The organism is Sneathiella sp. (assembly GCF_029233945.1).
Classification (GTDB): domain Bacteria; phylum Pseudomonadota; class Alphaproteobacteria; order Sneathiellales; family Sneathiellaceae; genus Sneathiella.
This window is the reverse complement of record NZ_JARGOQ010000053.1, coordinates 11094-23314: the sequence shown is the minus strand read 5'-3', so window position 1 is coordinate 23314 and position 12221 is coordinate 11094. Positions and strand designations below refer to the sequence as shown.

The 12221-nt window shown below is 57.3% G+C and carries 12 protein-coding genes and 1 tRNA gene; 9 read left to right on the top strand and 4 right to left on the bottom strand.

The window, feature by feature from the left end; genetic code table 11:
* Positions 1 to 461: EamA family transporter (locus P1U71_RS14845; protein WP_301106405.1), on the top strand; the 461-nt coding region annotated here is incomplete at its 5' end.
* Positions 462 to 469: 8 nt separating this feature from the next.
* Here the strand turns inward: P1U71_RS14845 and P1U71_RS14840 are convergent.
* Complete coding sequence (locus tag P1U71_RS14840) at positions 470 to 1339, bottom strand: TauD/TfdA family dioxygenase (RefSeq protein ID WP_301106404.1); 870 nt, start codon at positions 1337 to 1339, stop codon at positions 470 to 472.
* 126 nt (positions 1340 to 1465) lie between these two features.
* Between P1U71_RS14840 and P1U71_RS14835 the strand changes: the two genes are divergently transcribed.
* The 3 genes from P1U71_RS14835 (at position 1466) to P1U71_RS14825 (ending at position 5006) form a co-directional block, all read left to right on the top strand.
* Positions 1466 to 2194: a TetR/AcrR family transcriptional regulator gene (locus P1U71_RS14835; RefSeq protein ID WP_301106403.1), complete on the top strand. Its 729-nt coding sequence runs from the start codon at positions 1466 to 1468 to the stop codon at positions 2192 to 2194.
* A gap of 107 nt (positions 2195 to 2301) precedes the next feature.
* Positions 2302 to 3381, top strand: coding sequence for a nitronate monooxygenase family protein (locus tag P1U71_RS14830; RefSeq protein WP_301106402.1), 1080 nt, complete (start codon positions 2302 to 2304; stop codon positions 3379 to 3381).
* A 248-nt stretch (positions 3382 to 3629) separates the two neighbouring features.
* Positions 3630 to 5006 (top strand): DEAD/DEAH box helicase, encoded by a 1377-nt coding sequence (locus tag P1U71_RS14825; protein WP_301106401.1) that lies wholly within the window; start codon positions 3630 to 3632, stop codon positions 5004 to 5006.
* 80 nt (positions 5007 to 5086) lie between these two features.
* On the opposite strand, the gene P1U71_RS14820 is transcribed toward P1U71_RS14825, so the two are convergent.
* The 3 genes from P1U71_RS14820 to P1U71_RS14810 all read right to left on the bottom strand — a co-directional run bounded on the left by P1U71_RS14820 (position 5087) and on the right by P1U71_RS14810 (position 6671).
* Entirely contained in the window at positions 5087 to 6046 is a 960-nt protein-coding gene (locus P1U71_RS14820; protein WP_301106400.1) for a glycosyltransferase family 2 protein, read from the bottom strand.
* Positions 6047 to 6157: 111 nt separating this feature from the next.
* Positions 6158 to 6233, bottom strand: a tRNA-Ala gene (locus P1U71_RS14815).
* Positions 6234 to 6317: 84 nt separating this feature from the next.
* Complete coding sequence (locus P1U71_RS14810) at positions 6318 to 6671, bottom strand: FYDLN acid domain-containing protein (RefSeq protein ID WP_301106399.1); 354 nt, start codon at positions 6669 to 6671, stop codon at positions 6318 to 6320.
* Positions 6672 to 6870: 199 nt separating this feature from the next.
* Between P1U71_RS14810 and aroA the strand changes: the two genes are divergently transcribed.
* From aroA to ihfB, 5 genes are all read left to right on the top strand, one after another.
* Positions 6871 to 8223: a 3-phosphoshikimate 1-carboxyvinyltransferase gene (gene aroA, locus P1U71_RS14805; RefSeq protein ID WP_301106398.1), complete on the top strand. Its 1353-nt coding sequence runs from the start codon at positions 6871 to 6873 to the stop codon at positions 8221 to 8223.
* Complete coding sequence (gene cmk, locus P1U71_RS14800; protein WP_301106397.1) at positions 8220 to 8837, top strand: (d)CMP kinase; 618 nt, start codon at positions 8220 to 8222, stop codon at positions 8835 to 8837. Before aroA ends, cmk begins: the two co-directional genes overlap by 4 nt.
* A gap of 147 nt (positions 8838 to 8984) precedes the next feature.
* Positions 8985 to 10724 (top strand): 30S ribosomal protein S1, encoded by a 1740-nt coding sequence (gene rpsA, locus P1U71_RS14795; protein WP_301106396.1) that lies wholly within the window; start codon positions 8985 to 8987, stop codon positions 10722 to 10724.
* 55 nt (positions 10725 to 10779) lie between these two features.
* Positions 10780 to 11685 carry a signal peptide peptidase SppA gene (sppA, locus tag P1U71_RS14790; RefSeq protein ID WP_301106395.1) on the top strand — a complete coding sequence of 302 codons (906 nt, stop codon included), beginning with the start codon at positions 10780 to 10782 and terminating at the stop codon, positions 11683 to 11685.
* Positions 11686 to 11740: 55 nt separating this feature from the next.
* Positions 11741 to 12025 (top strand): integration host factor subunit beta, encoded by a 285-nt coding sequence (gene ihfB / locus P1U71_RS14785; RefSeq protein ID WP_301106394.1) that lies wholly within the window; start codon positions 11741 to 11743, stop codon positions 12023 to 12025.
* Positions 12026 to 12221 lie beyond the last annotated feature (196 nt).

Below are 12221 nucleotides of genomic sequence, written 5' to 3'. Positions count from 1 at the left end.
TCAATTTCGAAAGCATCGGGCAGATCGCCATTCTCGGCGCGGCGCTTTCCTACGGGTTCGCGGGGATCTGGGGCAAGCGACTGACGGGGACATCGGCGCTCGTCAACGCCTTCGGGATGCTCGCCTGTTCCAGCGTGATCATGCTGCCCGTGGCGTTGATAGTGGATAAACCGTTCGCGGCCAGCCCGGACTGGATCAGCCTCGGGGCCGTTATCGCCCTCGCCCTCTTTGGGACCGCGCTCGCCTATATCCTCTATTTCCGTCTGCTGGCGCTTGCGGGCGCAGTCAATCTGCTGCTGGTGACCTTCCTGATCCCGGTGACCGCCCTTCTCCTTGGTGTCGGTATCCTCAACGAGGCGATCCACCCCCTCTCGCTTGTCGGCACGGCCATCATTTTCGCCGGCCTCGCCCTGATCGACGGTCGCATTCTCACCCTGTTCCGCAAAACGAATAAGGCGTGACAGCGATGTTAGAAAGGACGGTCGCCCGCGACGGTTACCCGCTCCAGCAGGCGGTGCTCCGGGAAGAAATCCCCAACCGCGTAATGCTGGGTACTCCGATTATCCCAGAAGGCAATGGAGCCGGGCTCCCAGCGGAAGCGCACCTGATAATCCGGCGTCGACGCGGTCCTATAAAGCTTGGTCAGCAGCTTCATGCTCTCTTCCCTGGTCTTGCCTTTGATATTCGTGGTGAAAGGATTATTCACGTAGAGCGCCTTACGGCCAGAGACGGGATGCGTGCGGACGATGGGATGCTCCGACGGCGGGAATTTGGCTTTCAGTTCCTTGACCAGTTCCTCGGTTCCCGGCTGGGCATACATCGCCTGACGGAAGGGTTTCCAGTCATGCATGGCGGTCAGGTCCTCAATTTCCGCCTTGGTGTCATCGTCCAGCCCTTCATAGGCCGCCTCCATATCCGCCCAAAGCGTATCGCCGCCAACTCTGGGTGAAATGATGCACCTCAGGATTGATCCGAGCGACGGATCTTTCCGCCAGGTCACATCGCTATGCCATTCATCTGCTGTTATCTGCGATTTTGCAGTGCTTTCCACGACCATGATTTCCGGGTCGACGTTCTGCGTCTTGAACCCCTCCTTATGCTGGGTGAGAGGATGAATCTCAAGCTCGCCAAACCGCCTGCCGAAGGCGAGATGCTGCGCACGCGTAATATCCTGATTGCGAAAGAACAGAACCTTGTATTTAACAAGCGCATCGGAGATCTGGTCCACAATTTCCTGATCGAGGGTCTCCCGAAGATCTACGCCCGACACAACCGCGCCCAGCCTTACCGTCATGGGTTCGAACTGCAATTTGTCCGCGACGACATTCAACATCACCATTTCCCTCTCCTTATTCTTATGCGTTAATGGATGCTCATTAATTGATATTGATTAATTGGTTGTGATTAACTTGTCAAGGCGATAGTATCGGGCTAGATACGGCTGTATTTTGGGGAAACTGTCTTTATGTCAAACAGGAATAGCGTTGAAAGTCTGGCAGTTGAGTATCCGGACGCCGTGGGCGAGCCGTCCCTTCCGCTTGACGGGACAAAACTCAGAATTGTCACCGCCGCAGAGAGGCTGTTCGCCATTCACGGCATTGACGGGGTTACGCTTCAGCAGATTCTGAAAGGCGCGGACCAGCGCAACTCATCCGCCATGCATTATCACTTCGGCTCCCGCGATGCCCTGATCGAGGCGATCCTCATGTGGCGGGTCACAAAGATCGATGCTCATCGCAACAAGATGATCGATGACTTACTGGCGCAGGGTCGCGGCGATGACATCCGCGGCATTGTGGCGACGGCCGTCATTCCCTTCATTCGCCCGATCGAGGAATCAGCACAGCCGAGCTTCTACAACCGGTTTCTGCTGGAAGTGCATCGCAGCCCGACCGTCAGCTTTGACAATATCATCGCCGGCAAGGCCGATCGGGGCATCAAGCGGATGAATGAGCTGCTGCTGGCCCAACTTAACGATATTCCCGCCGAATTGCGAATGACCAGGATCGCGACCATACGATCAATGATCATTTTCGCCGTCGCGGATATCGAGGCTGTGCGCTCCCGCAAGCTAAAGGAAAAGGGCGAATTCAACTTTGACCGCGCGGTCGAGAACCTGATCGATATGGCCAGCGCCGCCTTCATCGCCCCCGTCTCCCCGGCAACCAGAAAGCAACTGACAACCGCACCCTGATCGACGGGCGAATTCTCACCCTCTTTGGCAAAACAAAAAAGGACTGACCCCGGCGGCCTGAATTGCTACAACAAATTACTGGAATATAAGAAACGGGAGGGGTTGCGATGTGGCCGGATGAGAGACTGCTTGATCTGCTTCAAATAGAGGTGCCGATTATTCAGGCTCCCATGGCAGGCGCGAACGGCTCGGCGCTGGCGATTTCGGTAAGTGAGGCGGGCGGCCTCGGGTCCCTTCCCTGCGCCATGCTAAGCGAAGACCAGATTCGCGCTGAAGCGGGCGTCATTCGCCAGCAAACCACAAATCCGTTCGGCATGAATTTCTTCTGTCATACCGCCGTTGCGCCGACACCGGAGCAACAGGCAGAATGGTCAGCACAGCTCGCGCCTTTCTATACGGAATACGGACTTGATCCTTCCGATGTCGCGCCCGCGCCCATTCGCCGCGCCTTTGATGAGGGCATGTGCGCCCTGGTCGAGGATATCAAGCCAAAGGTGGTCAGTTTTCATTTCGGCCTGCCCGACGCCTCCCTGCTCGCGCGGGTCAAGGCGGCAGGCGCCCGCGTTCTTTCCAGCGCGACAACAGTTGCGGAGGCCCGGTGGCTCGAAGCCAATGGCTGCGATGCCATTATCGCGCAAGGTTCTGAAGCAGGCGGTCATCGCGGCATGTTCCTGACCAAGGATGTGACGGCGCAGGCGGGCACCATGGCGCTTCTGCCGCAGGTGGTTGATGCCGTAAAAGTGCCGGTTATCGCGGCGGGCGGCATTGCAGATGGGCGGGGTATCGCGGCGGCTTTCGCCTTGGGCGCTTCCGGTGTGCAGATTGGCACCGCGTATCTGTTTACGCCGCAATCCCTGATCAGCGACATCCATCGTGCGGCCCTTCATCAGGCGAAGGATGACCAAACGGTCATCACAAATGTGTTCTCCGGAAAGCCGGCACGCGGGTTGATCAACCGGGTGATCCGGGAGGTCGGGCCCATCTCGGACAAGACCCCGCCCTTTCCGACCGCCGGTGCCGCCCTCGCGCCGTTGAAGGCCAAAGCGGAAAAAGCCGGATCGGGCGATTTCACCTCGCTCTGGTCCGGGCAGGCGGCAGCATTGGCGCGCGATATGGACGCCGGGGATCTCACCCGCTCCCTTGCATCAGCCGCCCGTCAGCGTATGAAGCAATTGGCAGGTGAATAGAGAAAGATTGACATTCCAGTAAATTAGCATATAAACCGCCGCATTGCCGAAGCGATACCAGAAGAGTGTCGCGTTGCAGCCTTTCGTATGGCGCTAATTTAGAGAACGAACGATTAGGCCGTCGAAACCAACCCCGAAACCGCAATAAACAACCGCGATCGAGAAACTCGACCGACCGTTTGTTTTGCCCGGAGATTGTGTTGGATGCGCTGCAACAGGCCTCATAAAACTGGAAAGTAGTTTAAGTAATGACAAATTTTGCAGACCTCGGTCTGAACCAATCCGTCCTTCGCGCTGTCGCAGAGGGCGGTTATGAAACCATGACACCCATCCAGAAGCAGGCGATTCCCGCCGTTCTGGAGAATAAAGACCTGATCGCGATCGCGCAGACCGGCACCGGGAAAACTGCCGCCTTCTCGCTTCCCCTGATCCAGAAACTCCTGACCGGGGAGGGAAAACGCACCCCAAAAGGCGCCCGCGCCCTGATCCTCGCGCCGACGCGGGAACTGGCCATTCAGATTTCCGAGAATGTCCGTGCCTACGGCAAATATCTGCATCTTAAAAGCACGCTCATCTATGGCGGGGCGGGCGCCAAGCCGCAGATCAAGGCCATGGCCGCCGGTGTCGACATCCTGATCGCCACGCCAGGCCGCCTGCTCGATCTGATGAACCAGCGCCATGTCAATCTCGGCAATGTCGAATATCTGGTGCTGGACGAGGCCGACCGGATGCTCGACATGGGTTTTATCCGCGACATCCAGAAGATCATCGCGCAGCTGCCGAAGGCGCGTCAGACCCTGCTCTTCTCCGCGACCATGCCGACAACGGTTGAAAAGCTCGCCAACAGCATTCTTCAAAACCCCCTCCGGATCGAGGTTGCCCCGGCGGCAACAACGGCGGAAAAGGTGGCGCAGCATGTGCTGATGGTGCCGAAGGGCCGCAAGCGCGACCTGCTCGCCCATGTACTGAAAGACGAAAGCCTGAGCCGCGTCCTAATTTTCACGCGCACCAAGCATGGCGCGAACCGCGTCGCCCGTCAGCTCGATCAGCTGGGCATTTCCTCTGACGCCATTCACGGCAACAAGTCGCAGAATGCCCGCCAGAAGGCGCTGAATGCGTTCCGTTCCGGCGAAACCCGCGCCCTTGTGGCGACGGATGTGGCCGCGCGCGGCATCGATGTCGATGGCGTCACCCATGTGATCAATTTCGAAATCCCGAACGAGCCCGAGAGCTATGTCCACCGGATCGGCCGCACGGCCCGCGCCGGCGCGACGGGATCTTCCCTTTCCTTCTGCGATCATGAGGAGCGCGCATACCTCAAGGATATCGAGAAGAGCATCCGCCAGCCTGTCCCCGTCCTCGAGGATCATCCCTTTCATGCGGAAGGCATCGCGAGTGCCCCGGCAGGCGAGGAAAGCAAGCCTGCAAATGGCGGACGCGGACGACGTGGTGGTGGAAACCGCCGCCCCTCCGGCTCAGGCTCCGGCAATCGGCAAAATAATGGCGGTGGCCGCTCTGGCGCGCCGAAATCCCAGAACGCCGGATCAGGCGCGGCAAAACCACAGCGCAGCGGATCGGGCAAACCCCGCTCCCGCAACCGCCGCCCCCAACGCACCGCCGCGTGAGATAGCTGACGCCTAATGCGAAACAACAAAGGCCCCGCCGAACTAGTGGGGCCTTTTTATATTCTGGTGGCAATCAGAAATTAGTACTCACGTCCGGCGTAGGTCAGGGTTTTCCGGTGCAGTCCCAGGCCAATCAGCAGCAAGAGCACAAAGGTCTTAAGGCTCGGCGCGCGTCTTAACTCTTTCATCAGTGATGTTACGGCCTGCCCGCGCTTTCCGGCATTGGATAGCAGGCGTGCCACGCGCCGCACGGCAATCGCCCTCATCTTCCTGAGAAACGCGACATGAAATTCCGAAAGCGCGAGGTCGCTTGCAAGCTCGATCAGCAACTCGACGGCAACGGCGCGCGAGGACCATGCTTTTTCCTGATTGCGCGAAATACTTTCAGGTTGCAGAAAATAGACTCCCATCGGGTTTTTAATATAACGCACATCCGCCGTCGCCAAAACCCGGACAAAAAGATGAAAATCCTGGTTGTTGAAAAGTTCAGGGTGAAATAAATGCCCCTCCCGGACGAGACCATCCAGCACGGATTTTCGAAGCAGGCTGAAGGAGGGGATAAATTCGCCGGTGTGGTTGAGGTAAAAGGTCAACCCCTCGTCTTGCGAAAACGCCTCAACCTCCGGGTCCTGCGGCTGATGATCCCGAAGAAACGGCCCGGCATCGCCATCGAAGCATTTATAAAAACTGCCAAAACACCCGCCGCAATGGGGGCTTTCTTCCAGCAGGCGAGCAGCAACCTCCAGAAATTCGGGACACAGGATATCATCCGAATCGAGAAAAAGGACATAATCGCCCGTGACCTCTGCAAAGCCGGTGTTCCGGGCGTTCTGCACGCCCCTATTCCGCTCATGGCGGATAACCTTAACATCAGGATAGCGATTCCCGAGGAGGGAGGAGACGGGGTTTTCACTAAAATCATCAACGATGAAAATTTCATCCGCAGCCCGGCTTTGACCGAGCAGGGCATCCAGCGTTCCGCAGATCGTCGCATCGCAATTATATGCGGGGACCACAACGGAAATCCGGAAATTTGTCATTTCTAACAGGCCTTAAATAAAACCATCTGGCGATGCCAAACTGGACCGAGCGTTATATTTAAGCCTATTGGAATCGGGGAATAAAGGGAAATCCCCCCGTGAGGGGGGTTATGGTGGAGCCAGACGGGATCGAACCGACGACCTCTTGAATGCCATCCAAGCGCTCTCCCAACTGAGCTATGGCCCCATATTGGCGAGTATACCCGCCGCGGGTTCGGAACCTATGCCGAAGCCCGTTCAGATTCAAGTCAAAAATGCCGACCCGCTGAATTCAGCTTTCGTCGTCGGATTTCGGCTTGCTGATAACGCCGGAAAGGTCGTCATCATCCTCATCATCATCGGCGAGATCGACCGTATCCGGATCAACCAGATCATCATCGATATCATCGTCCAGATCTTTGTCGTCATCATCTTCCAACGCCTCCGCGGCCTTCTTCTTTGCCGCAGCGGCCTTCTTTTCCGCCTCCGATGGCGCGGTTGGTGCCGACCGTCGTGGTTTTAGCAACCGCTCCGGCGTATTCTCCGCCCCACAGGCCGGGCAGATGATCGGCGATTTCTTCATATCGTAAAAAGGCTTGCCGCAAGCACTGCAACGATGCTTTTCGCCCCATTCCGGTTTTGCCATTGTCACCTCATTCTCACCTGGGCACCAACTTGTACAATGGCACCCCAACTCACCATTAGAAGGGGGTGAATTGCCAGAATAACGGATCGCTGTCAAAAGTTTCTTTCATTTGGCCGCAGCTTTATGTGACATGTGTGGAAAAGCTTGCTAAAACCGACTGGTTTTTTAAGCCTGTATAGCAAATTCTGGCCAAATATTTATGACGTCCCTTTCTTCTGCCCCCCGCCCCGTAACCGCGCGGCCTTCGCCGCCCCTGACCGGGACCGTCACCGTACCGGGCGACAAGTCGATTTCCCACCGCGCCCTTATTTTCGGCGGGCTGGCGACCGGAACGACGCAGATTTCGGGGCTGCTGGAGGGGGAGGACGTGCTTCGCACCGCCGCCGCGCTCCGGCAACTCGGCGCGGAGGTGGTGAAGAATCCGGACGGCCGCTGGCAGGTCACCGGCAATGGCGTTGGCGCCCTTGCCGAGCCGGACGAGGTTCTCGACATGGGAAATTCGGGTACGGCGGCGCGCCTCCTGATGGGTCTGGTCGCGAGCAGCCCCTTCACCACGTTCTTTATGGGCGATGCAAGCCTGCATAAGCGCCCAATGAGCCGCGTGAATATCCCGCTTGAGGAAATGGGCGCGGCGATCACCAGCCGATCGGGCGGGCGATTCCCCCTCGCGGTGACCGGCCGGGCCCTGATGCCGATCGACTATGAATTGCCCGTCGCCTCGGCGCAGGTAAAGTCCGCCATCCTGCTCGCTGCGCTGGATACACCCGGCCTCACCCGCGTGACCGAACCCAAACCGACCCGCGATCACACCGAAAATATGCTCCGCCATTTTGGTGCAGACGTGACAGTGACCGATCTTGAGACAGGCGGCCGCCTGATCGAATATCAGGGACAGCAGGAGCTGACCGCTGCCGATATTATCGTGCCGGGAGATCCGTCTTCCGCCGCCTTTATTGCCGTGGCGGTGGCAATCCTGCCGGGATCGGATGTGACCATTACCAATGTCGGGCTAAACCCGCTGCGCGATGGCCTCTTTATTACCTTGCAGGAAATGGGCGCAGATATCAAAATTATGAACCCGCGCGAACAAGGCGGTGAAAAGGTTGGCGACATTCGTATTAAAGGCGGCACGCTTCAGGGGGTTGAAGTCCCGCCGGAGCGGGCACCAACGATGATCGATGAGTTTCCCGTCCTCTTTGTGGCCGCCTCCTTCGCCAAGGGAACAACGGTTATGCGTGGCCTGCATGAGCTCCGGGTCAAGGAATCGGACCGGATCGCCGCCATGGCGGCGGGCCTTAAAGCCTGCGGTGTTGACTTTGAAGAACTGGATGACGGGCTGATCATCAGGGGCACCGGCAGCGCGCCGAGGGGGGGCGGGCATATCGAAACCCATCTCGATCACCGCATCGCCATGTCCTTCCTGATTATGGGTCTGGCGACACAAGAACCCGTCACCGTCGATGATGGCCGGGTGATGGAGACAAGTTTTCCGGGATTTGTCGATTTGATGGGGACGCTTGGTGGCCTGATTGCACCGGACAATCAGCCATGATTATCGCGGTCGATGGCCCTGTCGCCGCTGGCAAGGGCACCCTCGCTCGGCGAATCGCCGCGCATTATAATCTTGAATATCTCGATACCGGGGCGCTTTACCGCGCTGTCGGGCTAAAACTTATTCGTGATGGACATGATCCGCATGACAAAGTGGCCGCGGTTGACGCTGCACGCCATGTGGGCGACGTACGACTTGATGGTCCCGCGCTTCGTAATGAAGCAACGGGGGAAGCCGCGTCCATCGTCGCGGCCAATCACGGGGTCCGCGCGGCATTGCTGCAATATCAGCGGGATTTCGCGCAAAATAAGGGCGGCGCGGTGCTGGACGGGCGCGATATCGGCACGGTCGTCTGCCCGGACGCGGATGTGAAGCTGTTCGTGACCGCGAGCGCAGAGGTCCGCGCCCGCCGTCGTTTCGACGAACTTGTCGCCAAGGGCGTGGAGACAACCTTTGAGGCTGTACTGGAAGATTTGCAGGCCCGCGACGCCCGCGATATGAGCCGGGGGGCGGCGCCGCTCAAAAAAGCTGACGATGCGCACTTGCTTGATACCTCAAAATTGGATATAGAAGCGGCAGTTACGGCGGCTTGCATGATTATTGATGCCGCCTGAATATGAAGGAGACCGTTCCGACCACGCCGGAACATTATATTAACAGCGCTTCTCTTGCGTGCGTATCTTGATTTGGAGAAGCCAGTGGCCATCGATCCGCCGGAAGACCGGTTTGGCCTGATATCAGGATCTTGAAGGAAATCAAATATGTCAGATACATCTCTTGCCGAAGAAGGCATGCCCGCTATTGAAGATTTCGCGGCACTTCTCGACGAATCCTATGGTGCCAGCGACAGCCTTGAAGGCACCGTTATCAAAGGCACCGTTATCAATATCGAAAACGACCTTGCCATCATTGATGTTGGCCTCAAGTCCGAAGGCCGTATTCCGCTAAAAGAATTTGCCGCGCCCGGTCAGGATTCAGACCTGAAAATCGGCGACACGGTCGAAGTGTTCCTTGAAAGAATTGAAAACTCCGCTGGTGAAGCCGTTCTGTCCCGTGACAAGGCCCGCCGCGAAGAAGCCTGGGAAAAACTCGAAGTTGCCTTTGGCGAGAACGAGCGCGTCGACGGTATTATCTTCGGTCGCGTGAAAGGCGGCTTTACGGTCGATCTTTCCGGCGCTGTGGCCTTCTTGCCCGGCAGCCAGGTGGACGTTCGCCCGGTTCGCGACATCGGACCGCTCCGCGGTATTCCGCAGCCTTTCCAGATCCTGAAAATGGATCGCCGCCGTGGCAACATCGTTGTTTCCCGCCGCGCCGTTCTGGAAGAAAGCCGCGCCGAAGCCCGCTCCGAGCTGATCGGTACCCTCGAAGAAGGCCAGACGCTGGAAGGCGTGGTCAAGAACATCACCGATTACGGCGCCTTCGTTGATCTGGGTGGTGTTGATGGCCTGCTCCATGTCACCGATATCGCCTGGCGCCGGGTCAACCACCCGTCGGAAGCCCTCACCATTGGTGAAACGGTCAAGGTACAGGTTATTCGCCTGAACAAGGAAACCCAGCGCATCAGCCTCGGCATGAAACAGCTTGAGGAAGATCCATGGGAAGCTCTCGAAGCGAAATACCCGGTTGGCGCCAAATTCACGGGCCGTGTCACCAACATCACCGATTATGGTGCATTTGTTGAACTGGAAGCCGGTGTTGAAGGTCTTGTCCATGTCTCCGAAATGAGCTGGACCAAGAAGAACGTGCATCCGGGCAAGATCGTCTCCACCTCCCAGGAAGTGGAAGTCATGGTTCTGGAAGTCGATCAGGCACGCCGCCGCATCAGCCTTGGCCTGAAGCAGTGCATGGATAATCCATGGGACAGCTTCGCCCAGACAACGCCGGTCGGTACTGAAATCGAGGGTGTGGTCAAGAACATTACCGAGTTTGGTCTGTTCGTTGGTCTTGAAAATGACGTCGACGGCATGGTTCACATGTCCGACATCGACTGGAGCCAGCCCGGTGAGCAGGCGATCCAGGAATATAAGAAGGGCGATACGGTCAAAGCCAAGGTTCTCGACATCGATGTTGAAAAAGAACGCGTCAGCCTCGGCATCAAGCAGTTGAGCGAAGATCCGTTTGCTGGTGCGGCAGAAATGAAGAAGGGTGCCGTCGTTACTTGTACGGTTTCCAAGATTCAGGATGCCGGCCTTGACGTCGAAGTCAGCGAAGGCGTTGTCGGCTTCATTCGTAAGGGTGAACTCAGCCGCGATCGCGCCGAGCAACGTCCGGACCGCTTCGCGGTTGGCGACAAGATCGACGCCAAGATCATGACCATCGACAACAAGACCCGTAAAGTCACCCTGTCGATCAAGGCACGCGAAGTCGCGGAAGAGAAACAGGCTGTTGCACAGTATGGTTCTTCCGATGCCGGTGCGTCTCTTGGCGATATCCTCGGGGCAGCCATGCGCAAAGCCAACGAAGATGACGACACGGGTTCCGACGATAAGGCGGACGGATAACCTTCCATGTTGATAGCCGCTATCGATCGTCATTCCTTTTTTCGAAAGGCTGAAAATGTCAGTCGATAGCGAAAACTACGATATCAGGCGCCGCCTCAAGCGGCGCCTGACTTTTTGGCGCCTGCTGGCAATCCTGCTGGTCCTTATCCTTGGCGTCTGGATTTTCAACGAGATGAGCGAGGAAGAGGTCTCTGACCATATCGCGCGCCTCGACATCACTGAAATCATCATTGAGAATGACCGCCGCGAGGAAGTCATCGACCGCATTATCAGTGATCCGTCGGCGAAGGCGCTGATCGTCTATATCAATAGTCCCGGCGGTTCCACCTATGGCAGCGAGCGACTTTATAAAGCGCTGCGCCGTGTTGCGGAGACAAAACCCGTCACAACGGTGATCGGCACGGTTGGCGCCTCGGGCGGATATATGACGGCCCTCGCCGGGGATCGGATATTTGCGGGCGAATCTTCCATTGTCGGCTCCATCGGCGTAATCGTGCAGCTGACCGAAATCTCCGAGCTGATGAAAAAGGTCGGCGTCACCGCCACCGCCATTACTTCGGGCGCGTTAAAAGGCGAACCCTCCCCCTTCAAACCAATCTCGGAAGCGGGCCGCGAAAACCTGCAGGATATGGTAACCGCCACCTATGACTGGTTCGTCTCCATGGTGACCCAGCGCCGCCCCCTCGATGAAGAAGAAGTCCGCCGCTTGGCTGACGGACGGGTCGTGATTGGCCTCGTGGCGGTGAGAAACGGCCTGATTGACGAGATTGGCGGCATCACCGAAGCGCAAAGCTGGCTGGAATCGGAGGGACAGATTCCCACCGGCCTGCCCCTCCGCACCATCGACTACAGCGAGCCAAAACCTCTAATTGCAAGGCTTTTAGGGGAAATGATGGGGAAAAGCGTTTTATCAGAAAGACTTACACTTGACGGACTGCTCTCCCTTTGGCAACCTGACTGATATTGGGAAAAGGCTAGACAATCGATAAAAAATTATCACTGACGGGGAGTGTCGAATGATAAAATCTGAACTTATTGCGATTATCGCGGAAAATAATCCCCATCTGTACCAGCGCGATGTGGAGCGTATCGTCACTACCCTATTTGACGAGATTTCCGATGCCCTCGCGCGGGGTGACCGGGTCGAGCTGCGTGGGTTCGGGGCATTTTCCACCAAGGAGCGGGCCGCGCGCGTCGGTCGCAATCCGCGCACCGGGGAGGCTGTGCAGGTGGATAAAAAATATGTGCCCTATTTCAAATGCGGTAAAGATCTGCGCGATCGACTGAACACCGACGCTTAAAGGGTTCGCCATCGGCCCGAAATACCGTTAATCTGGCGGCAACATTTGTCTGAACCAGAAGGACGTCCATGCTGAAATTATTTTTCTGGATACTTTTCCTTGTCATCGCCCTTGTCGTGGCGGCGCTGAGCATCGCCAACCGGGAGGGTGTGACCTTCTCCCTCGATCCGCTCCCCTTTGCGTTTGATCTGCCGCT

Coding starts and splice junctions, on each gene's coding strand:
- P1U71_RS14840 (WP_301106404.1), bottom strand. CDS start 1,339: ATGGTGATGTTGAATGTCGTCGCGGACAAATTGCAGTTCGAACCCATG.
- P1U71_RS14810 (WP_301106399.1), bottom strand. CDS start 6,671: ATGGCAAAACCGGAATGGGGCGAAAAGCATCGTTGCAGTGCTTGCGGC.
- P1U71_RS14825 (WP_301106401.1), top strand. CDS start 3,630: ATGACAAATTTTGCAGACCTCGGTCTGAACCAATCCGTCCTTCGCGCT.
- P1U71_RS14835 (WP_301106403.1), top strand. CDS start 1,466: ATGTCAAACAGGAATAGCGTTGAAAGTCTGGCAGTTGAGTATCCGGAC.
- rpsA (WP_301106396.1), top strand. CDS start 8,985: ATGTCAGATACATCTCTTGCCGAAGAAGGCATGCCCGCTATTGAAGAT.
- cmk (WP_301106397.1), top strand. CDS start 8,220: ATGATTATCGCGGTCGATGGCCCTGTCGCCGCTGGCAAGGGCACCCTC.
- sppA (WP_301106395.1), top strand. CDS start 10,780: ATGTCAGTCGATAGCGAAAACTACGATATCAGGCGCCGCCTCAAGCGG.
- P1U71_RS14830 (WP_301106402.1), top strand. CDS start 2,302: ATGTGGCCGGATGAGAGACTGCTTGATCTGCTTCAAATAGAGGTGCCG.
- ihfB (WP_301106394.1), top strand. CDS start 11,741: ATGATAAAATCTGAACTTATTGCGATTATCGCGGAAAATAATCCCCAT.
- P1U71_RS14820 (WP_301106400.1), bottom strand. CDS start 6,046: ATGACAAATTTCCGGATTTCCGTTGTGGTCCCCGCATATAATTGCGAT.
- aroA (WP_301106398.1), top strand. CDS start 6,871: ATGACGTCCCTTTCTTCTGCCCCCCGCCCCGTAACCGCGCGGCCTTCG.